The 21,629-nt window shown below is 64.5% G+C and carries 15 protein-coding genes; 7 read left to right on the forward strand and 8 right to left on the reverse strand.

What is annotated here, in order from left to right:
* Positions 1-56 precede the first annotated feature (56 nt).
* The 6 genes from rlmE (at position 57) to LJE61_RS09910 (ending at position 6,478) form a co-directional block, all read left to right on the forward strand.
* Positions 57-677, forward strand: coding sequence for a 23S rRNA (uridine(2552)-2'-O)-methyltransferase RlmE (gene rlmE / locus LJE61_RS09885; protein WP_296911446.1), 621 nt, complete (start codon positions 57-59; stop codon positions 675-677).
* 83 nt (positions 678-760) lie between these two features.
* Complete coding sequence (gene ftsH / locus LJE61_RS09890) at positions 761-2,677, forward strand: ATP-dependent zinc metalloprotease FtsH (protein WP_296911449.1); 1,917 nt, start codon at positions 761-763, stop codon at positions 2,675-2,677.
* A gap of 18 nt (positions 2,678-2,695) precedes the next feature.
* Positions 2,696-4,060, forward strand: a complete 1,365-nt coding sequence (gene glmM / locus LJE61_RS09895; RefSeq protein WP_296911451.1) for a phosphoglucosamine mutase — start codon at positions 2,696-2,698, stop codon at positions 4,058-4,060.
* 285 nt (positions 4,061-4,345) lie between these two features.
* Positions 4,346-5,731, forward strand: a complete 1,386-nt coding sequence (locus LJE61_RS09900; RefSeq protein ID WP_296911452.1) for a sodium-dependent transporter — start codon at positions 4,346-4,348, stop codon at positions 5,729-5,731.
* Positions 5,732-5,733: 2 nt separating this feature from the next.
* Positions 5,734-6,168 (forward strand): type II toxin-antitoxin system RatA family toxin, encoded by a 435-nt coding sequence (locus LJE61_RS09905; RefSeq protein WP_296911454.1) that lies wholly within the window; start codon positions 5,734-5,736, stop codon positions 6,166-6,168.
* Complete coding sequence (locus LJE61_RS09910) at positions 6,161-6,478, forward strand: RnfH family protein (protein ID WP_296911457.1); 318 nt, start codon at positions 6,161-6,163, stop codon at positions 6,476-6,478. The genes LJE61_RS09905 and LJE61_RS09910 overlap by 8 nt, the downstream gene beginning before the upstream one ends.
* A gap of 13 nt (positions 6,479-6,491) precedes the next feature.
* On the opposite strand, the gene LJE61_RS09915 is transcribed toward LJE61_RS09910, so the two are convergent.
* A complete protein-coding gene (locus tag LJE61_RS09915; RefSeq protein WP_296911459.1) occupies positions 6,492-6,983 on the reverse strand; it encodes an outer membrane protein assembly factor BamE in 492 nt (163 codons plus the stop codon).
* A 142-nt stretch (positions 6,984-7,125) separates the two neighbouring features.
* Between LJE61_RS09915 and fur the strand changes: the two genes are divergently transcribed.
* Positions 7,126-7,548 carry a ferric iron uptake transcriptional regulator gene (gene fur / locus LJE61_RS09920; protein WP_296911461.1) on the forward strand — a complete coding sequence of 141 codons (423 nt, stop codon included), beginning with the start codon at positions 7,126-7,128 and terminating at the stop codon, positions 7,546-7,548.
* 21 nt (positions 7,549-7,569) lie between these two features.
* Here the strand turns inward: fur and mfd are convergent, their stop codons facing one another.
* The 7 genes from mfd to cydD form a co-directional block, all read right to left on the reverse strand.
* On the reverse strand, positions 7,570-11,052 hold the full coding sequence (gene mfd, locus LJE61_RS09925; RefSeq protein ID WP_296911463.1) for a transcription-repair coupling factor: 3,483 nt from the start codon (positions 11,050-11,052) through the stop codon (positions 7,570-7,572).
* Positions 11,053-11,195: 143 nt separating this feature from the next.
* On the reverse strand, positions 11,196-11,753 hold the full coding sequence (locus LJE61_RS09930) for a hypothetical protein (protein WP_296911465.1): 558 nt from the start codon (positions 11,751-11,753) through the stop codon (positions 11,196-11,198).
* A gap of 780 nt (positions 11,754-12,533) precedes the next feature.
* Positions 12,534-14,438 carry a PhoX family protein gene (locus LJE61_RS09935; RefSeq protein ID WP_296911467.1) on the reverse strand — a complete coding sequence of 635 codons (1,905 nt, stop codon included), beginning with the start codon at positions 14,436-14,438 and terminating at the stop codon, positions 12,534-12,536.
* Positions 14,439-15,026: 588 nt separating this feature from the next.
* On the reverse strand, positions 15,027-15,851 hold the full coding sequence (locus LJE61_RS09940) for an HAD-IIB family hydrolase (protein WP_296911469.1): 825 nt from the start codon (positions 15,849-15,851) through the stop codon (positions 15,027-15,029).
* Complete coding sequence (locus LJE61_RS09945; RefSeq protein WP_296911471.1) at positions 15,848-17,659, reverse strand: alpha-amylase family protein; 1,812 nt, start codon at positions 17,657-17,659, stop codon at positions 15,848-15,850. Before LJE61_RS09945 ends, LJE61_RS09940 begins: the two co-directional genes overlap by 4 nt.
* 208 nt (positions 17,660-17,867) lie before the next feature.
* On the reverse strand, positions 17,868-19,604 hold the full coding sequence (gene cydC, locus LJE61_RS09950; RefSeq protein ID WP_296911473.1) for a thiol reductant ABC exporter subunit CydC: 1,737 nt from the start codon (positions 19,602-19,604) through the stop codon (positions 17,868-17,870).
* On the reverse strand, positions 19,601-21,403 hold the full coding sequence (gene cydD, locus LJE61_RS09955; RefSeq protein ID WP_296911475.1) for a thiol reductant ABC exporter subunit CydD: 1,803 nt from the start codon (positions 21,401-21,403) through the stop codon (positions 19,601-19,603). Before cydD ends, cydC begins: the two co-directional genes overlap by 4 nt.
* Positions 21,404-21,629 lie beyond the last annotated feature (226 nt).

Below are 21,629 nucleotides of genomic sequence, written 5' to 3' on the forward strand. Positions count from 1 at the left end.
TCTACGCAGCATCGGCTGGGGCCGCGTCAAAACCGCCTTGTAGGAGTGCTCGCCTCATGGGGAGGACACCTTCCAGCCGCCAATGGCTCGACCGTCACCTGAGCGACCCGTTCGTGAAACGCGCCCAGCAGGAGGGATATCGGTCCCGAGCCGCCTACAAGCTTCTCGAGATCCAGGCCAAGGACCAGATCCTCAGGCCTGGAATGCGAGTCGTGGACCTGGGCGCGGCGCCCGGCAGCTGGTCGCAGATCGCGGTCGGTCTGGTCGGGCCGCGCGGGCAGGTGGTGGCGCTGGATCTGCTCCCGGTGGATCCCCTTCCCGGCGTGACCCTGCTGCAGGGAGACTTCCGCGACCCCGATGTGCTCGAGCGGCTGCGCCGTGTCCTGGGAGACCGGCTGCTCGATCTGGTTCTCTCGGATATGGCCCCCAACATCTCGGGTGTGACGGCCGTGGACCAGCCCCGTGCGGTCTATCTGGCCGAGCTCACCTTGGACCTGGCACGGGAGTGTCTGAAACCCGGGGGGGGGCTGGTCGTCAAACTGTTTCAGGGCGAGGGGTTCGATGCGGTGCTCTCCGAGATGCGGTCGAGCTTCTCCCGGGTGTCGAGCCGCAAGCCGAGATCCTCGCGGCGCGAGAGCCGGGAGCTTTACCTGGTTGCTAAGGGCTTTCATCCTTAGCGCTTCGGTGCTAGCTTCGAGCGTCTGATGGGGACGCCCGTGAGTCGGTACACCTTCAACAGGGGCAAATAGCCGTGAGTGACATGGCGAAAAACATACTTTTGTGGGTGGTCATCGCCATCGTGCTGATGTCCGTGTTCAATAATTTCACCACCGTGCCGACGGCTCCACGCACCCTCACCTATTCGGATTTCATCGAGCAGGTGAGGCAGGGCGAGGTCAAGGAGGTGACGATTCAGGACCGCACGATCGAGGGGGTCACCGTCGCCGGGCAGCGTTTCACGACCTTCAGCCCCGGCGATGACGGACTCGTGGGTGACCTCCTGAACCACGACGTGGAGATCAAGGCCGCGCCCCCCGAGCAACAGTCGATCCTGATGCAGGTCCTGATCAACTGGTTCCCGCTGTTGATCCTGATCGCTATCTGGATCTTCTTCATGCGGCAGATGCAGGGGGGTGCCGGCGGCCGTGGTGCCATGTCGTTCGGCAAGAGCCGCGCGCGGATGCTCTCTGAAGACCAGGTCAAGGTCACCTTCCAGGACGTCGCCGGTGCCGAGGAGGCCAAGGACGAGGTCTCCGAGATGGTCGATTTCCTGCGCGATCCCACGAAGTTCCAGAAACTGGGCGGCAAGATCCCCAAGGGCGTCCTCATGGTGGGCCCGCCTGGCACGGGTAAGACCTTGCTCGCCCGCGCCATCGCCGGTGAGGCCAAGGTTCCTTTCTTCACCATCTCGGGCTCTGACTTCGTCGAGATGTTCGTCGGGGTCGGCGCCTCGCGCGTGCGCGACATGTTCGAGCAGGCGAAGAAGCATGCGCCCTGCATCATCTTCATCGACGAGATCGACGCCGTGGGTCGGCATCGGGGCGCCGGCCTCGGGGGCGGTCACGACGAGCGCGAGCAGACCCTGAATCAGCTCCTGGTCGAGATGGACGGCTTCGAGGGCAACGAGGGTGTCATCGTGATCGCGGCGACCAACCGTCCCGATGTGCTCGACCCAGCGCTCCTGCGCCCCGGCCGTTTCGATCGACAGGTGGTCGTTCCGCTCCCGGATGTGCGTGGCCGCGAGCAGATCCTGAAGGTGCACATGCGCAAGATCCCGGCCGCGGAGGACGTCAAGGCGTCGGTTATCGCCCGGGGGACTCCGGGATTTTCCGGCGCGGATCTGGCCAATCTGGTGAACGAAGCGGCACTCTTCGCCGCGCGCGCCAACAAGAAGATGGTCGACATGGACGACATGGAGAAGGCCAAGGACAAGATCATGATGGGTGCCGAGCGCCGCTCCATGGTGATGTCCGACGACGAGAAGCGACTGACCGCCTACCATGAGTCGGGTCACGCGATCGTCGGCCGCCTCGTCCCCGAGCACGACCCGGTGCACAAGGTGAGTATCATCCCGCGCGGCCGCGCATTGGGGGTGACGCTCTTCCTCCCCGAAGACGACCGCTTCAGCTACAGCAAGCAGCGCCTGGAGAGCAGCATCTCGAGCCTCTTCGGCGGGCGTCTCGCGGAAGAGCTGATCTTCGGTCCCGAGAGCGTGACCACGGGCGCGCAGAACGATATCCATCGGGCAACCGAGATCGCGCGCAACATGGTGACCAAGTGGGGGCTATCAGACAAGCTGGGTCCGCTCACCTACAGCGAGGAGGAGCAGGAGGTGTTCCTCGGCCACTCGGTGACGCAGCACAAGAGCGTGTCGGATGAGACGACCCATCTGATCGATGAGGAGATCCGCAACGTCATCGAGCGCAACTACGAGCGCGCCCGGGGTCTCCTGCTCGCCAACATGGATAAGCTGCATGCGATGGCCGAGGCGCTGATCAAGTACGAGACCATCGACGCGGGCCAGATCGACGACATCATGGCCGGTCGCTCGCCCCGGCCGCCGCGGGACTGGGAAGATGAGGAGCAGGGCGGGCGTCGCGCCGGACGCGCGGGCCCGGTCGGCACCGAAGCCAGACCCGCTGAGGGACCGGTCGGCCGGCCTGCCGGCGAGCACTGACGAACAAGGAGGCGACTGATGTCGACCCGTCGCTATTTTGGCACCGACGGCATCCGCGGGCGGGTCGGTGAGGGCATGATCACCCCCGATTTTGTCTTGAAGCTCGGTTGGGCCGCCGGGCGTGTGCTCGCCAAGGGCAATGGCGGCAAGGTGCTGATTGGAAAGGACACCCGTATCTCCGGCTATATGTTCGAATCGGCCCTGGAGGCCGGACTGGTCGCAGCCGGTGTCAACATCCGGCTGCTGGGTCCGATGACGACGCCCGGGGTGGCCTATCTGACTCGGACCTTTCGCGCCTCGGCCGGCATCGTGATCACGGCGTCCCACAACCCCTATCAAGACAACGGCATCAAGTTCTTCTCACCGGACGGTGACAAGCTGCCGGACGAGGTCGAGGAAGCGATCGAGGCCGAGCTCGAGCAGCCCCTGCGCACCGTAGAGTCCGCTGCGCTCGGCAAGGTACGTCGCGTCGAGGACGCGAACGGGCGCTACATCGAGTTCTGCAAGAGCACGATTCCGTCCTCCATGAACTTTCGCGGACTGAAGGTCGTGGTCGATTGCGCCAATGGCGCGACTTACAACACCGCCCCCTATGTGTTCGAGGAGCTCGGCGCGGAGGTGGTCCGGCTCGGTACCGAGCCGGATGGCTTCAACATCAACCGCGCGGTCGGCTCGACCCAGCCGGATGCGCTCCGACAGGCGGTCGTGGGCGAAAAGGCGGACCTGGGCATTGCCTTCGACGGCGACGGCGATCGGGTGCTGATGGTCGACTCGACGGGGCGCCTGGTCGACGGCGATCGACTGCTGTACGTCATCGCCAAAGACCGTTCGGCCGGAGGTGCGATGCGGGGAGAGGTGGTCGGGACCTTGATGAGCAATCTGGGTTTCGAGCACGCGCTCGGGCGCCTGGGTATCGGTTTTGTCCGAGCCAACGTCGGCGACCGTTACATCATGGAGCACCTGAAACGGGTCGACGGCATTCTCGGCGGTGAGCCGTCAGGGCACATCATTTGCCGAGACCGCACCAGCACCGGAGACGGGATCGTCGCCGCCCTACAGGTCCTGGCCGGGCTGAAGCGTCTGGAGACCAGTCTGGATGCGATCTGTGCCGAAGTCGAGTGCTATCCGCAGGTCCTGATCAACGTGCGGACGGGTGAGCGCCGGGACGTGGTGAGCCTGCCCGCGGTGCGCGATGCGGTGGCCGCCGCGGAGTGCGAGCTCGCCGGTCGGGGGCGCCTCCTGCTGCGGACCTCCGGGACCGAGCCGTTGGTCCGCGTCATGGTTGAGGGCGTCGATGAGGGCGAGGTCAGGCGGCTCGGCGAGTGGCTTGCCGAGGTGGTTCGCGAGCAGATCGCGAGCCCGCTGGGCGAGCCGGTGTCTTGATCACGGCCGCGCCGGGCGGCCCGTGTCCGCTCGGCCGCCATTGGGGAGCGGCAGCCCCAATTGCCGGAGAATGACGCGCGCCTGGGCATCGGCCTGGGCTTTTTTGTGCTGATCGCTCCTCGGGCGAGCAAGCACGGGCCGGCTCATGACCCCGCATGGGAGCCGCCAGGCCTGGTATTTCTGAGCGCGCTGACTCGGGTTGACCCAGCGACCGGCTCCCTTCCCACGGGAGCCTCGTTCACCCACAAGGCGCGCAGATCGCCTCGTTTTCTATAGGAGCCACAGGTGATGGCGACCAACTCGATCCATGGCATGTGGTCGACCCGGCTGGCCTTTATCTTGGCCGCCAGCGGGTCGGCCGTGGGTCTCGGTAACATCTGGCGCTTCCCGTATACGGCGGGAGAGTACGGCGGCGGGGCCTTTGTCCTGGTCTATCTCCTGTGTGTCGGCATGATCGGTCTCCCGATCATGATGGCCGAGATCATGCTCGGTCGGCGCGGTCGTCAGAGCCCCATCAACACCATGCGGACGCTGGCCCGCGAGGAGGGTCGATCGAGCGCCTGGCAATTGCTCGGCTGGATGGGGATCATCTCCGGCTTCCTCATCCTCTCCTTCTATAGCGTGATCGCCGGCTGGACCATGGCCTATGCGTTCCGAGCCGCGGGTGGTTGGTTCAGGGGGATCGACGTCACCGCTGCCGGAGACATGTTCAACGGCTTGGTCGGCGACCCCGAGCGCCTCCTTGCCTGGCACACCATCTTCATGGTGATGGTCGTGCTCGTGGTTGCCCGCGGGGTTGCTGCCGGGCTGGAGAAGGCCGTCCGTTTCCTGATGCCCGCCTTGTTTCTCCTGCTGCTGGCGATGGTCGGCTATGGGATCCAGGCAGGCGATTTCGGCGGGGCGGTCACCTACCTGTTCGCGCCGGACTTCGCCGAGCTCCAGGGCAAGGCCGGCGAGGCGATTCTGAGCGCGATGGGGCAGGCCTTCTTCAGTCTGAGTCTCGGGATGGGCGCCATCATGATCTACGGATCCTACCTCAAGGGGGATGCCTCGATTGCCCACAATACCTTGATCGTCGCCGGGTTGGACACCCTGGTCGCCATCCTCGCGGGACTGGCGATCTTTCCGATCGTCTTCGCCAACGGTCTGGCGCCCGACAGCGGTCCCGGCTTGATCTTCCAGACGCTGCCGATCGCCTTCGGCGAGATGCCGGGTGGTGCCTTGTTTGGGGCGCTTTTTTTCGTACTCCTGCTGTTTGCCGCCTGGACCTCGGCGATCTCGCTCCTGGAGCCGCTGGTGGCCTGGTTGGTCGAGAATCTCAGCTTCAGTCGGGTACGTGCCTCCGTCCTTGCGGGGATCACGGTCTGGCTCCTCGGCATCGTCTGTCTGCTGTCGCTGAACGCCTGGTCGGAGATCAAGATCTTCGGCAAGGGGTTTCTCGACCTGTTCGATTATCTGACGGCCAATATCCTGCTGCCCTTAGGGGGCGTGCTGATTGCGGTCTTTGCCGGTTGGCTGTTGTCTCGCTCCTCCTCCGTCGACGAGCTGCAACTGGGTGAAGGCCTGGCCTACCGAATCTGGCGGTTGCTGATTCGCTACGTCGCCCCCATTGCCGTCGCCATCGTGTTGCTGAATGCCATCGGCGCTCTGAAGTTGACCGGTTTGGGTTAGTTGTGGCGATCGTTAGAAAAAGCGCCCTGGTGCCATACTCGGCGTCGCAGATGTTCGATCTGGTCTACGACGTGGGGTCCTATCCGAAGTTTCTGCCCTGGTGCCATAAGACCCGGGTCATCTCGGAGACCGATGAGAAGATCTGCGGCCAGATCGAGGTTGCCCGGATGGGGATCCGTCAAACCTTCAGCACCTGCAACCGGTTCGAGCGTGATCGGCGGATGAACATCGATCTGCTCGATGGGCCCTTCCGCAAGCTGGTGGGCGCCTGGCGTTTTGTCCCATTGCGGGAGGACGCCTCCAAGGTCGAGCTGGAGCTGGAGTTCGAGTTTTCCGGCCACCTGATCGACAAGGCCTTCGGTGCCGTGTTCCATCAGATCGCCAACACACTGGTGGATGCCTTTTGCCGCCGTGCCGACGAGGTGTATCGTGACTGAGTACCTGCGGGTGTCCGTCGCCTATGTCGGGCCGAGCGAGCAGTTCTCACGTTCTCTCGAGGCGCGGGTCGGGACCCTGGTGCGCGAGGCGATCGAGCGGTCGGGGATCCTCTCGCAATGTCCCGAGATCGACCTGGCGGTCAATCAGGTGGGCATCTTCGGGAAACTGGCGAAGCTCGACCAAGTCTTGGCGGACGGTGACCGGGTCGAGATCTATCGCCCCTTGATCGCCGATCCCAAGGAGGCGCGAAAGCGGCGGGCGGCAGAGGGCAAACCGATGCGCAAGGGCGGTGACTCAGCAGAGCGATGATTGTCCACAGGCCCTAATCCTTGCGTTCCAATCCGACGGCCTCCAGACTGCGCTTGATGAACCCCTTCCGTTCCTCGTGATCCGGCACTGAGACCACCATTTCAGCAGGCTCTCGTCCCTGGGTGCGGGCTGGATCCGGGCGGATGTCCCCCTCGATGCGAGCGAGGCTGTCCTCCGAAAAATGCAGCGTCAGGTACCGGATCTCCATCGGCTGGTGTCCGCGCTGGATCGTGTAGGTGTAGTCCCAGCGGTCCGTTCGGAAAAAGTCCGTGAGCACGGGCGTCCCCAGCAAAAACTGGACCTGCCGCTTGGTCATCCCAAGCTCCAGACCATCGACCATCTCTTCGGTGATGATATTTCCCTGTTGCACCGTCATCTTGTAGACGAAGGGGAGTTGCTCCAGGACCGAGCCCCGATATTGGTCGGGCTTCTTGCCCCAGGAGCACCCGGCGGTGCCGGATACGACCAGCCAACCGAGGAGCAGGACTTGAAGTAGCGTTGGCATCTGTTGAAGGCGGCACGTTTGCGTTTAGCCTTCGCATGATACAGCAGGCCCCGGGTCTGAGCATCGGGGCGACGAATCAAAAAGATGAGCCGGGCAGACCGATCGGCTGTGTCGGGCCAGCCTACGGCGGGGGAGATCGGACTTGGAAAGCGAGCAGATCAAGCAGGCGGGCCTCAAGGTCACGGCACCCAGGATCGCCATCCTGAGCGTGCTGGAACGCTCCGGCAAGCGTCATATGAGCGCCGAGGACGTCTACAAAGAGCTTCTCAGTCACGGCGAGGAGATTGGCCTGGCGACCGTGTATCGCGTGTTGACCCAGTTCGAGGGAGCCGGGCTCGTCTGCCGGCGCCACTTCGAGACCGGGCAATCCGTCTTCGAGCTCAACAGCGGCGATCATCACGACCACCTCGTCTGCGTCCGATGCGGCAAGGTCGTCGAGTTCTGCGATCCGCTCATCGAGGAACGCCAGGCCAAGATCGCTGACGAGCGTCATTTCCGGATCGAGGATCACTCCCTGGTCATCTATGGGGTCTGCGCGGAGTGCGCGCAGACCAAAGAGCCGTGATCGCGCACAGGCCCTGCCGGCCTACCCGGTCAACTGAGCAACCACCTCATTGACCTGTCGCAGGCGTCGCTGCGGCTCGGACAGATCGCGGAAGAACCGCAGCTTGTCGCTTCCGTCGAGCTTGAATTCCTCGGGCCGCTGCTGGATCAAGCGAATCAGGTGCCCCGGATCGATGCTCGGTGTCTCGGCGAAGAAGATGCGCCCGCCGCCGGGTCCGGCCTCGATCTTTTGGATGCCGTAGGGCTGCACCCGCAGCTTGAGGTCGGTGATCTCCAGCAGGTTCTTGGCTGGCTCGGGTAAGAGGCCAAAGCGATCGATCATCTCCACATGGAGCTCTCGCAGCTCGTCGCGGCTCGCTGCGTTGGCGATGCGCTTGTACATGACCAGGCGCGCGTGCACGTCCGGCAGATAATCGTTAGGCAGCAACGCCGGGAGCCCCAGATCGATCTCCGCGCCATGGCTCAGCGGGCGATCGAGCTCGGGGGTGCGACCTGCCTTCAGGGCCGAGACGGCGCGCTCCAAAAGGTCCATGTAGAGTGCGAACCCGACCTCGTGGATCTGGCCGGACTGCTCGTCGCCGAGCAGCTCGCCTGCCCCTCGGATCTCAAGGTCATGGGTCGCCAAGGTGAATCCCGCTCCCAGGTCCTCCATGGACTCGATCGCCTCCAGCCGCTTCTTGGCATCCGCAGTCATCGCCTTGGTGGGAGGCGTGATCAGGTAGGCATAGGCGCGGTGATGCGAGCGGCCGACGCGCCCGCGCAGCTGGTGAAGCTGGGCGAGCCCGAGCTTGTCGGCGCGGTTGATGACGATGGTATTGGCGCTCGGGACGTCGATGCCGCTCTCGATGATGGTGGTACAGACGAGCAGGTTGAACCGCTGGTGATAGAAGTCACGCATGACCCGCTCGAGGTCGCGCTCGCGCATCTGTCCGTGTGCCACCTGGACCCGTGCCTCGGGGATTAGCGCCTCCAGCTTCTGTGCCTGATTCTCGATGGTCTCCACCTCGTTGTGGAGGAAATAGACCTGACCGCCGCGCTTGAGCTCGCGCAGGACGGCCTCCTGGATCAGGCTGTCGTTCCAGGGGCTGACGAAGGTCTTGATGGGGTGGCGCTCCACGGGCGGGGTGGCGATGATGGAGAGATCGCGCAGCCCGGACATCGCCATGTTCAGGGTTCGGGGGATCGGCGTCGCCGTGAGGGTCAGGACATCCACCTCGCTGCGCAGGTTCTTGAGCTGTTCCTTGTGGCGCACCCCGAAGCGGTGCTCCTCGTCGATGATCGCGAGGCCCAGATTCTTGAAGCGGATCGTGGGCTGCAGCAGCTTGTGGGTGCCGACCAGGATGTCGACCGTCCCGTCGGCCAGGCCCTCCAGGATCTTTTTTTGCTCCTTCGCAGTGCGAAACCGCGACAGGCTTTCGATCTTCACCGGCCAGTCGGCGAACCGGTCGGAGAAGCTCTCGAAGTGCTGCTGCGCGAGCAGTGTCGTGGGCACCAGCACCGCGACCTGCCTGCCGCCCTGCACTGCCACGAAGGCGGCGCGCATGGCGACCTCGGTCTTGCCGAAGCCGACATCGCCGCAGACGACCCGATCCATGGGCCTGGGGTCCGCCATATCGGCGAGCACGCCCTCGATGGCGCGGAGCTGGTCCGGTGTCTCCTCAAACGGAAAGGCGGCAGCGAAGGCCGCGTAATCGTCCCCAGGTGCCGGGAAGGCGACACCCTGGCGCGCCGCCCTTCGCGCATAGATATCGAGCAGCTCGGCAGCGACGTCGTGGGCCTTTTGCGCCGCCTTGCGCTTGATCCGGTCCCATTGATCTCCGCCGAGGCGGTGGAGAGGCGCGTTCTCGGGCCCGGCCCCCGTGTAGCGCGAGATCAGATGCAGCGAGCTCACCGGGACATAGAGCTTGTCGCCGTTGGCATACTCCAGTGCCAGGAACTCCGTTCTCAGGCCCCCGACATCGAGGGTCTGCAGGCCCAGATAGCGTCCGACGCCATGTTCCTCGTGGACGACCGGCGAACCTTCGGTCAGCTCGGTGAGGTTGCGGACGATGGCATCGCTGTCACGCTCGCGCGCCCGGCGCCGGCGCTCCTGGCGCACCCGCTCGCCGTAGAGCTGCGTCTCGGTGACCAGGGCGATCGCCTGGTCCTCGATCACCAGGCCTTGCTCGAGGGGCGCGACCGTCAGGGCGAGGCTGACTTCGGCGTCGATGAAGGTACGCCAGCCGTCGACCTGTCGAGCGTGGATATTGAAGCCCATCAGATGCTGGGCGAGCATCTCGCGCCGTCCGGTGCTCTCGGCGACAAGCAGCACGCGTCGCCCGCGGGAAGCGATGAAGTCCTGCAGCGCCTGCGCAGGCCGCGCCGCGCGCGCCTGGATCCCGAGCGGCGGCAGGGTCGTGGTCGCGAAGTTGTGGACCGCCGCATAACCCTTGCGCCGGGCCGCGACCTCCGGTGACTGGTAGAGGACGCCGGACAGACGGTTCAAGGCGGCGGCGATCTCATCGGGATGGAGATAGAGCCGGCTCGGCGGCAGGAGGGGGCGCTCGATGTCGTGACGCCGTTGCTCGAAACGCTGCGCGACGCTCGCCATGAGTGTGGCGGCGCTCTCACGGCAGGTCTCGGACTCGATCGCCAGCACCTCCGCCGGCAGATAGTCGAACAGGGTTGCGGTCGCTTCGAAAAAGAGTGGCAGATAGTATTCCAGCCCGCCAGGCGTGCGTCCTTCGGATACCTCCCGATAGATGAGGCTTGCCTGGGGGTCACCCTCGAAGCTCGCCCGATAGCGCTGGCGAAACGCGGCGATTGCCGCGTCCGTTAGCGGAAACTCCCGGGCTGGCAGCAGTCGGACGCGCTCGACCTTGTCGTGCGAGCGCTGCGTCTCCGGGTCGAAGGTGCGGATGGTCTCCACCTCCTGATCGAAGAGATCGATCCGCAGCGGGACCTCGCTGCCCATCGGAAAGACGTCGAGCAAAGAGCCGCGGACCGCGTACTCGCCGTGTCCGATGACCTGTGAGACGCATGAATAACCCGCGCGCTCCAGACGGCGGCGGGTCGCATCCAGATCAAGGCGGTCACCAATCGCCAGCACCAGGGACTGTCCGTCCACATACTCGCGCGGGGGTAGCCGCTGCATCAGGGTGCCGGCCGGGACGACCAGGACGCCTTTTCGCAGCTCGGGCAGGCGACGCAAGGTCAGCAGCCGCTCGGAGACCAGCTCCGGAAGCGGCGAGAAGACATCGTAGGGCAGGGTCTCCCAGTCCGGGAAACCGAGCAGGGGCAGCTCGCATCCGGCAAGAAAAAAACCGAGCTCCGCGCGCAGACTGGCGGCCGCCTGGACATCGGCCACCACGGCCAGGATCAGCCCCTGATGCTGCTGGGCGGCATTGGCGATCGCGAGCGCCGCCCCCGCACCGTAGAGTCGCCCCCACAAGAGGCGTTCACCGGGTCGGCGCGGCAGCGGTGGTCTGAGCGGCGAGTGCGTGTCTTTCCGGGCGTCCGGATGCATGGACGTCAATACCTCACCAGGCCGCGATGATCGCACAGCGCTTGCCCCCGTCCCTGCCATGGGCGCGCCCGCCGGCACAACCGCCTGCGCCCGCGGTCTGTCGGCGTCTCCGGGTCATCCCCGCGCCTGACCTTCCTCGTGGGCTAATCGCACGGCGCAAAGAAGGTGTTGTCCATGGCTTCGCGACACTGTTTCCCGCTCTCGGTGATTACCTTGGGATCTGCGCCCTTGAGCCATTCCTCCCGCTCCATTTCACGGAGCTGGCGCGCGGCCTCGCAGGCGACCTCGCGCCAGCAGGCACGCGCTGCCCCACAGACCTTGAGGACCAGACGCTCGCAGGGCGAGGTGCCGTCCACGAGTGCGTCGGCGGGTTGACCGTCCTGATCTGGACCCTCGGGCTCGGCCGCTTCGCTCGGCGGGCTGCCGCCCCCAAGCATATCGGTCGTCGGCACGATCCGCCCGCTCTCAATCCGGATCACCGACCCGTCGTCCAAGCGATGGACACCGTCCCAGAGTTGCGTCTCGCGGCCGTTCTCGATCAGGACGGGCCGATTGGTCCGGGGATCGACCTCCACCGTTCCGCCGCGCTCCAGGCGAGCGCTCCAGGGCTCGCGTGCGTGACCGGGACCGTTACAGAGCAGCACGGCGCCCACGAGGACGACGACGCGCAAGGTCAGTGGGTCTTTCAGGCTAGCGTTCACGGTCTCCTCCAGTGACCTTGTTTTCGGCACGCGGCTGCCGAGGGGTTCGGGCTCCCGACGACTCGGGTTCTGGCTCCACCGGATCACCGCCCGACTCCCGGATCGGCAGCGGAAGGACACGCCGGTGCGTCAGGCGGGACGGGAAACCATCTCCGCAGTGGGGTGACGCTGGACCATCCTAGCGAAAACGGAGTCATTCAGATACCGCCCGTCGGCCGGCCCGCCCGGACAGTCGGTCCGGTCGCAACGCAAGCTCACCGCCCCCGCGCTGCAGCCCGGATGCGGGATCCAAATGAGACCGCGAGCAGGGTTCGGGCCGCCACCCGCGTCTCAGGTCTCAGCATTAGGGTATTCTAATCGACTTCGAGCGGGCTTCCGAGCCTGTCGCAGCATGAGGAGCCCCCGGCGGGACGTTCCGCACCGAACGGGGGCCGCAGGCAACCCTGGTCGCAGACCGCCACCAGATCTCGCTCAATTTTCTGGACTGCGGAAACGGGATGAGCTGACGCCGCAAAAGAGTGGACGCAACCACCCTGCCCGTGTGGCAGCGGAAGCAACCCAAGAAGTGCAGCCTCCATTGACTCTCACCAGCCAAGAACAGGCAATCGAGGCCAGGGTGCCAGACTTCCGCTGTATACTGAAAACAGTCTTTCAGTGAACATGCGTTTCAAGCGGCGAGCAGTTCAGCCATTTTGGCGCCCAATGAAGCATAGAAAGCATCTGGGGCAAAGCAAAAAACCCCGCACGAAGCGGGGCTGTTCAACGACAAAATCGAACCAGTTAACGGAGCGCCGGGAAGGCTCCGATGTATCCCGAGTAACCGCGATCTGCCGAAGAGCCGGTGATGTACTGCTCTTCATCAGACTCACCAAAGGGATGTTGCACAACGCTCATCAGGTAACCAAAACCGTTGATATTCGGATGCCAGTAGACCGACGTGGTCTCCGAGCCGTAAGGCGTCGTTTGAATGCGTGTTAATTGTCCCTTCTTCGTGTTATACGACCAGACCATGTCATTCTGGTGACGATCCGTATCCTCGCCGATTATCAGCGTATGATAGCCCGGCAGGTAGCTGATATTATCCGGGTTAGAGATGCCGTTAACGCTGCATTCATTGCCTTCGTAGGGGGTGCCGTCGTAATCCACGTTTGGATTTCCGGCCAGCAACGGGTACATGTTTACGGCTACATAAGAGCTGCGGATCGGCCTACCGCTGGCGTCTTTTTGCCAACCCTTTGTATCAGCCGCATAGACGGCGCCGCAACGATTCTCTTCGACTCGAACGTGATTCGGTCCAGCTGGAACGCCATTGTATTGTTCCGCTTCGTCATTGTTCAACATACCGTCCGTGACATCGCTCATGGCGATATACAGGCGATGCGTGTCGGGATCATATGTGATGCCCTCTTCCTTCGTGAACTCTGTGGTCGCTCCCACCATTGCAGCGTAGCGGCGGGTTTCCAAACGCGAGGCTGCTTTCCTCATACCCGGTCTGAGCTTCAGGCACTCAGCATACGTATTTCCCGCCGTCTGTTCGTGACCCTTGGCCACCAGCGAGTAACCCTCGCGGCAGCTGCCGTCAGAATTGGGTACCTCAGCGTTGAAGATATCTTCGAACCTCAGCTTTTCCGGACCTGCGAGATGGGCCGCGATTTCCGAGTCCTTGGCATGCCCGAGATCGATCCAGCGCAGATGAGCTTTTCCGAGCAACCACCCGTCCGGACTTTTCTGTTCCCAGCGGGCAGCATAGAGTTTGCCCGAGCTGAGGTCATTTTCTTGATCTGCAACGAACATGAAAAGGCCCACCATACGCCCATCGTCCGTCAAGTAGGCGGTCCTTCTGTCAGGCATGACATAGGCGAGCTCTAGTGCGGTGCGGCCCATCGCGTAGTGCTTCGTTACCTCCGTGTCACCTTTTTCGGTCTTGATACTCACTTCCACCGGGTAACCGTAATCGTATGGGTTTACTCGGGTGCGGTCGCCCTGAAAGTAGTCGGCCATCGCGTGGTAGTAATGATCAGGCTCACCTTCACCATCGACCTTGTTGCCTGTCATCGGGTCTACCAAACGCGCGTCTGGCTCGTATTCCTCACTGCCCAAATGGGTGTTCCAGGGTGTGACGCTTCCGGCGCAGTGCACCCATCCGCCGCGCACCGCTGAAAAGTCAATTGGACGCGTCCACAACGCCGTCAGCTCGCCATCTTCGGGGTCTTGATCGAGCTCAGAGACATACATGCCGCCTGGCCTCGACTCGAAATGTGAGACCATAAACAGCTTCTCGCCATGCGGGATGAGAGAGTTGAAATCGTTGTCATTTGAGAGGAAGGGATTATTGTCATCGGCGCTTGGCGTGGCGCCGTCATTCGTTGCTCCGGCCGCCGGAATCGGCTTGCCCTTGTTATCAACCAGAGTTCCGAAAGGAAGCTGAGGTTCGGTGATCTCCTCGTGAATGGCAAAGCCTTGTCCGCTCCGCATCAACGTTTTGAATCCGATCTCGATCTTGTTGCCTCTTAGCCAGGCAGTGTCAGTGGCCACGATGGCGCGTTTTTCGGCATCGCTACCTTCTTCGTCCAACACCGGAACGGGTACTTCTTTGAACTCAAGTGAATCGGCAAGAGCGGGAACTGTCGCTGCGGCCAGAAAGGCGTACACGAGCGTGGCGAACTGCTTGCGGGAAAGCGGCATACGTTCGACTCCTGGAAGTGAATGGAGAGCTGCGATGGTCCAGATGGCGACAGCGGCGTGGCCCCCTGCCGCCAGCGGAAACTTAACGTTTGATGGTGACCAAGGAATGAAGCATGGGTGACCGTTGCGTTTCGATGCGGGAACGGGCCACTGCGCACTGAAGGTTGGGAAGGCAGAGGACCGCAAGCGCGGCTGAGCCGACGTTGGGGATGCCGTTGATGTGGTGCGCCAATGGGTGGGGAACGGGCGGGCGCGCCCGGAAGAGCGGGGGTCGGCGGACCGGACCAGAGCTGTCGGTGCGGTCAGGACCGTCAGCCGGTTTGAGCCGCAGAGCGAGATCGGCGCGGCTTCAAGCTGCGCTCAGACGGGCGTCAATCCGGGCCGGGCGCCGCCGAAGCCACGACCGTCTCGCGGCGTTGAGCTCGGATCACGGGCGAGATCATGTGGCACCGCCGGGACATCAGGCGGCAAACAGGGGAGACAAACGTCGCCCTGCCGTCGGGGGAGAGCCCGGTCTACTCGAAACACCGTTGCAGGTGGGCGTGACCCCGTTGCAGGAGGCTTCGGCGCGGCACCGTCGCGCCGTTTTCAGCCGGCAGCCGCGTCGTCCCGGAAGATGCCGTAGTGATAGGCGCCCTCGATGACGCCGCTGGTATAGAAACCATTCAGTCCTTTGAAGCCGCCCTGTGCGAAGTAGACCTTGAGTTCAGGGTTGGCATCGGCCGCCTCCCTGACGCTCGCGACGAGCTGGTCGTCAGCGTTGCGCACCAGGACGCCGGAGAAACCGGCCGTGAGCGGGAAGACATCGTTGCCGCTGTCGCCGCAGAAGACGACATCCGCCTTGTTCGCTCCCATGTCGGCGGCGACATACTCAAGCGCGGTCTGCTTGGTTGCGCTTTGCGGCAGAAAATCGAGGAGGCCCTGGCCGGATTGGGAGTCGAAGCTGTAGACGATCACCTCGTCGAGCCTGCCTTTGACCCGCTCGTTGACCGCCTTCAGCACTGCCTCATTGCGGTCGTGCTCGACATAGTAGCTCTGCTTGAACGGGCCACAGTGCTCGCGCTCCTGCTCGGTGAGTCCCTCGATCCCGGCGACCGCGCGGCGGACCGCGTCCGGATCCCACCTGGGGCTGGTCCGCTGCACGTGGGCGTCCCAACCCTGATAAGGCTCCCAGCCGCCTGGGGTATACCTGCGGATCGAGGTGCCGACGTCGCCGATCAGCACGTGGGGATGGCGGATGCCGTATTCCCCGATGGCGCGCTCGGCCAGGTTCAGGTTACGCCCGGTCACATAGACCACGAGCACGCCATGCCTGTCCGTGAGCTCGTTGAACAGGTCGATGGCCCCGGCGTCCGCTGTCCAGCGGCCGTTGGGCAGCAGTGTCCGGTCCAGATCGGTCGCGAGGATTCTCATGCGGGTACCCCGCAGGGTCCGTCGTCGAGGGTCGGTCCGGGCCCGGCAACGAGGTCCTCGATGGGCATCGGATCGATTTCGGCCGAGGCGTCATCCGCAGTGACCGTGAAGCGGTAGGTCCGCAGATCGGCCTTCAGGGTCGCAGTGGCTTGCGGGTGCTCCCAGGAGATATGCAGCAGGTGGGGTTCGCTCTCGAGGACCTTCATCTCGCCTGCGAACGCCGGCGACGTATTGCGCAGACGGATCAGGTCGAGCTGGTCTCGGACGATGGAGCGCCTGAGTCCCGCTTCGACGTCCTCCAGACTGAGTGTCGTCCGGTTGATCTCCTTGTGTCCCGCGACCCCGCCCCGGTCCGCCGCTTCATAGTCGTTCTTGCCGGCGAACAGGTCCAGGTACCAGACTTGGGGAACACCGGGCATGAACATCTGAATGGCTCGGGCCAGCAGCAGCTTGCGCTCGTCCTCTCCCAGTGCACTGAAGAAGGTCGCGTTCACCTGATAATAGGCAATCTGCTTGCCGTCGTGCCCGAACAGATTCTTGACCCTGCCGCCCCGGCTGATGATCCGCTCCATCGTCGCTTCGATGTGCGCATCCTCCAGCAGCCCCGGTCGGGAGGACCCGTTGAGCTGCTTGCCCCTCAGGTCGAGCACCGGGATCCCGTCGTGGCAGCCGAGCATGTTGATGGTCTGGAGGCCCTTGGACTTGATCTCGGCAATCCATCGGAGCAAGGCCTCGTTGGTACCGCGGTCCAAGGCATCGATCACGAGCCCCGGGAAGAAGAAGTCGTAGATCGGGTAACCTTGTTGTGCCACCTCCTCGTGAATGCCACTGCCATATTCGGCATGGACCTCGGGGAAGATGATCAGGTCGTACTCCTCGGCCAGCCCCCGCAACCGCTTCAGATAGTTCCAGGTGCCAGGCCGGTTGAAGAAATTGGCCTCGCCCGGCTGCTTGTGCAGGTAGGCGAAGGCGTCCAGGCGGATGATCTTTGCGCCGTAGTCGCGCAGCTTCCTCAGCACGTCCTCGTAGAACTCCCAGACCAGCTCAGAGCCTGCATTCAAGTCCATCTGGCCGAGGTACTCGCGTTTTTGACAGATGACCGCAAGCACCTCGTCCTTGTGCTGCGAAAGGTCCCCAAGATCCAATTGCTCGAGGTCGGCCTGAGCGTCGATCGCGGCTTGGACGGTCGCTGCAATGGTCGTTGCCTGCTCTAAATGGAGCCCTTTGATGCCCACGAAGTCATGGGGCGCGATCTCAACGAACCTCACTTCCTGATAGAAGGTGTTCCAGTAGAGCCGATGGGAGCCGTCCGGAAAGCACACCTTGAGGATCGGCAAGCCGGGCTTCCTCATAAAGAGCTTCTCGAGATGCTCCTCAGCGGGCGTCACCGTGCCCCCCGGGCCCATGGTGCCGTGCTCGAGCCAGAACTCGTTCCAGTCGAGGAAGAAGTCCTTGTAGGGCGAGTCGTCGCCGCGCAGCAACAGATCCTGGAACTGCGGAGAGCGCACGGACAGGTGGTTGAGCACCAGGTCAAGCTTGAACGTGATACCGAGCGCGGTCAGGTCCTCCACATCCTGCGGACTCACGAGCTCTTCGTTGATGTCGTAATCGACGATCGAGAAGCCGCGATCCAAATCGCTGTTGAAAAAGGTGGGGAGGATGTAGAACAGCGAAAAGGCATCCTTCAGCTCAGGCCGCTTGAGCAGGTTCACCGTATCTGCCAGATTGCGGCCGATGCTGTCAGGATAGGCGTTCAGCATCACACCTTTAGGAAGCGTTTGCGTGATGAAGTCCGGATGTTTGCTCATAACAGATCTGTCTTCGCTTGCTGCACGTCGTCGATGCGCGTACCTGAACCCATAGTCCGTGCGGGCAAACCTCATCGTGCGCATAGTCTCAGGACGGGCCGATGGAACCTGACTCGAGGGCTGGATTGAGACGCGAGTCTCGTCAAGCGAAACGGGCTTTGTCAAGGTCCGGAAGCCGGCGGGCCAGCGCGGGGCAGGGTCTCGGCGATCAAGCCACGGCCCCCGCATCATCCCGCAGCAAGGGTGCCTGCGTTGCCTCCGGGATCACCCTGGAGTCCCCATGCGCGACCTCGCGCCCCCGGTCGAGCACCAGGACGCGGTCGACCCAGTCCAGCCCGGCGGGGCGGTGGGTGATGAGCAGCACGGTGCGTCCGGCCATGAGTCGGTCCAGGGCCTGCATGAGGCTCCGCTCGGTCTCCGCGTCGAGGCCCTCGGTGGGCTCATCCAGGAGCAGAATGGGGGCGTCCTTCAGAAGCGCCCGGGCGACGGCGATGCGGCGGGCCTGACCGCCCGACAGGCGCACGCCGGTCTCACCCACCCAGGTGTCGTAGCCCTCTGGCAACTCGCTGATGAAGTCATGTATCTGGGCGACGCGGCAGGCGGACTCGAGGGCGTCCTGTGCGGCGTCGGGCGAGGCGAGGAGCAGGTTCTCGCGGATGGTGGTGTCGAAGAGATGGGTCTGCTGGCTGACCACGGCGATGTGAGCGCGCAGGTCATCTCCGTGGAAGCTGGCGATGGGATGACCGCCGATCCGGATCTCTCCGGCATCCGGCTCCCAGAAACGCAGCAGCAGGTTGAAGAGCGTGCTCTTGCCGGAGCCGGTGGCGCCGACGACCGCTGCACGGGTGCCCTCCGGGATCTCGAGATGGATGTCGGTCAGGGCGGGTGTGGCGGCCTCGGGATAGCTGAAGGTGACGCCCCGGAGCCCGATGTCGAAGTGCTCCGGTCGCGGCGATGGGGCGGCGGGCTCGTTCACCGCGGGCTTGGTGTCGACGATCGCAAACAGCCGCCGGGCCGCCGCCAGGGTGCGCCCGAGGAGCTGAAAGGCCTGGGGCAGGGGCGCGACGGCCTCGAAGCTCGCGAGTGTGAAGAGGGCAAGCATCGCCAACTGCGGGGGCATCAAGCTGCCCCCGTCGTGCACCATGGGGATCCCCAGCCACAGCAGGACCCAGAGGCTCAGGTTGGCGCTCAAGCCGACCGCTGCCTGAGTCAGGCCATGGTCGCCGCTCAGTCTGGCCTGATCGCCGATCAACCCCCGTCCCAGCCCATCGATGCGCCTGGCCTGACGCTCGTTGGCCCCGTAGACTGTCAGCTCGGCCATGCCCTGGACACCATCGATGACGGCTGCGCGCAGCTCCGCCTCGTCCTCGGCGAGTCGCCGTCCGGGGGCCTGACCGCGCGCCTGCGACCAGATCGGCAGGGCGACCCCGGCCAGCAGCAGGAAGCCGAGCCCGAACAGGCCGAGGAGCGGGTCATGCAGCAGCAGGAAGATGAAGAACAGCAGGGCGCTGATCGCGGCGACGGCCACGGGCACCAGCACGCGGACATAGAGGTTGTCCAGCGCATCGATGTCGGCGCGGATGCGGCTGAGGAGGTCGCCGCTGTGGAACTGCTGCAGGCGCGCGGGGGCGAGTGGCTCGAGATGGCGATAGAACCAGACCCGCAGCCCGGCGATCAGCCGGAAGGTGGCCTCGTGGTTGGCCAGCCGCTCGCTGTATCGGCCCGCCGTGCGCAGGATGGCGCTGAGCCGGATCAGGGCGGCGGGGGCGAAGTAGTTGAGCGCGACCCCGGCCGCGCCCGCAACCGCCATGGCGGTGATGAACCAGCCCGCCAGGGCCATGAGTGTCACGTTCGCCAGGAGTGTGATCAGCGCGATCAGCGTGCCGCCCAGCATCCAGCCCCGATAGGGCCGGAGCAGGCTCCAGAGGCGGTGCAGGTCCTTCATGGGCTGTCCCCCCGGCTCCGAAGACCGCTCTGCCACGGTGTTCCCTGTCCGTAGGCGGCGATCATGCGCGCATAGATCCCGCCCGCGGCCGCCAGCGTTTCGTGCGTGCCCGACTCCGCGACCCGGCCGTCGTCCAGCACCAGGATGCGGTCCGCGCGGCGCACCGTGGCCAGCCGGTGCGCCACCACCAGCAGCGTGCGGTCGCGTGCCAGCTCCTCGATGCCTTCCTGGACCAGACGCTCGCTCTCGGGATCCAGGTTGGCCGTCGCCTCGTCCAGGATCACCAGTGGGGCGTCGCGCAGGAAGGCGCGGGCAAGTGCGACGCGCTGGATCTGACCGCCCGACAGACCGGCGCCACGCTCGGCGACCAGGCTGTCGTAGCCGTCGGCCATGGCCTCGATGAAGCCGTCGGCACGCGCCCGCCGCGCCGCCGCGCGCACCGCCTCCAGATCCGCGTCCGGGCGACCGAGACGGATGTTGTCCCCGATGGTCCCCTGAAAGAGCCGCGGCTGCTGGGGGACCCAGGCGAGATGCCGGCGCCAGTCCTCCAAGTCGAGCTCGGCGAGGGCCTGATCGCCGATCAGGATCCGTCCGGAGGTCGGCGCCAGGAACCCGAGCACCAGGTTGATCACGGTGGTCTTGCCAGCCCCGCTGCTCCCGACCAGCGCGACCCGGCGGCCGGCGGGTACCTCGAAGTCGACGCCGCGCAGCGCATCCCGGCCCGCTTCATAGCTGAAATGCACGTCCTCGAAACGCATCCCGAAGGGCCGCGGGGCCCTCAGTGGCTCTCGGCCGGGTGAGGTCTGCTCGGGCTCGGCATCGAGGACGCGCATCATCTGCTCGGCCGCGGCGGCCGCCGCCATGCGGGCGTGGTACTGGGTGCCCATGTTGCGCAGCGGAGCATAGAACTCTGGTGCCAGCATGAGGATGAAGAGGCCCTGCAGATAGCTGATCTTGGGGAGGGCCGTCAGCCATTCCGGCATGGGCATCACCAGCCCGTAGAGTCGAAAGCCGATGAAGACGGCGATGATGGCGATCCCGATGGCGGCAAAGAATTCGAGGACGGCCGATGAGAGAAAGGCGACCCGCAGGACCTGCATCGTGCTGCTGCGATACTCGTTGGAGATGCGCTCCACGACCTCGGCCTCCCGACGGCTCGCCCCAAAGAGCTTGAGCGTCGTCAGACCCTGGATGACATCGAGGAAGTGCGAGCTCATGCGGGTGAGCTGCTTCCACTGGCGCTGGTTCTTGGCCTGCGCACTCGAGCCGATGATGATCATGAAGAGCGGGATCAGGGGTGCGGTCACCAGCATGACCACCCCGGCGACCCAGTCTGCCGGGAAGACCACGATCAGGATCGCCAGGGGCAGGATCATGGTGAGGGTCATCGCCGGCAGGAAGCGGGCATAGTATCCCTCCAGGTCGTCGATGCCCTTGGTCAACGTCTCCACGAGGGCGCCGCTGCGCTCGTTGGCCAGATAGCGCGGACCGAGACGCTGCAGCTGGCGATAGATCCGGTCTCGCAGGCCGTTGCGGACGCCTGCGGCGGCCTCGAAGGCCGCCCGCTCGCCTTGCCAGACGGTCACCGCGCGAAGCATGAACAGTGCGAGCAGCAGCCCCATCAGATGGCCGACCTCGGTGAGACCGGCCCCTTGGAAGATCACTGCGTTCAGGATCAGGGCCAGGAGCCAGGCCTGGGCGATGGCCAGCAGCCCGTGCGCCACGCCGAGCCCGATGGTGCGCGTCAGTGCGGTTCCGGCAAGCGGCCGATGGGACTTGAGCCACGCATTGACGGACATGGTGCGATCTGCCGAGCGGTCGGTCGGATGACCCGAGTCGCGTGAGGATAAGGAAGCGGGTGCCAGCCCGGCAACGAAAAAACAGCCGGGGCGTGAGGGAGGTCAGTGTCCCAGCCTGGGTGTCCGGTTCCAGCGGCCATCCGGCGTCGCTGGCACGGCCCGCGGCGCCAGCCGGGTCAGCGTACGCCGCGGGGCGGGTCGGCAAGCCTTCCGGGGCCGGTTGGGC

It is taken from the genome of Thiocapsa sp., assembly GCF_022340925.1.
Classification (GTDB): Bacteria; Pseudomonadota; Gammaproteobacteria; order Chromatiales; family Chromatiaceae; genus Thiocapsa.